The organism is Pseudogemmobacter sp. TB195, assembly GCF_058313095.1.
In genome coordinates, this window is sequence record NZ_JBZEGG010000147.1 from 1 (window position 1) to 612 (window position 612).

Annotated in this window: 1 protein-coding gene; it reads right to left on the minus strand. The window is 64.9% G+C overall.

The genetic code is table 11. The annotated features are described in order from the left end of the window. The coding region (yghU, locus tag AC4FS3_RS29080; protein WP_491023430.1) for a glutathione-dependent disulfide-bond oxidoreductase at window positions 1–612 on the minus strand (612 nt) is incomplete at both ends.

The window sequence follows — 612 nt, forward strand, 5'->3', positions numbered from 1 at the left end:
CGGCGATGGTGTAGGCGTCGCCGCCGAGCCAGGGCGCTTCCGCCAGCCTGCGGTTCAGCACGTCGAGCTGCCGTTTGGCCTCCATCGCAAAACGGTCGATGGCGTATTCAATCTTTACCGGGGCGTAGGCGTAGAAATGGCCGAAGCCGCCGCCAAGGTACGGGGCGCTGCCCATCTGCCAGAACAGCCACGACAGGCATTCGGCCCGCGCCGCCGGCTCCGTTGGCAGGAAGGCGCCGAACTTCTCCGCCAGATAAACCAGAATGGCGCCGGACTCGAACACGCGGATGGGTTTGGAACCTGAACGGTCGAGCAGGGCCGGGATCTTCGAGTTCGGATTGACCGCGACAAAACCGCTGCCGAACTGGTCGCCCTCATTGATGCGGATCAGCCAGGCGTCGTATTCGGCCCCGGCGTGACCAGCGGCCAGCAGTTCCTCCAGCATGATGGTGACTTTCTGGCCATTCGGCGTGGCCAGCGAATAAAGCTGGAGGGGATGCTTGCCGACCGGCAGCTCCCTGTCGTGGGTGGGGCCGGCGACCGGCCGGTTGATATTGGCGAAGGCGCCGCCGCTCGGCTTGCTCCAGGTCCAGACTTTCGGCGGCGTGTATT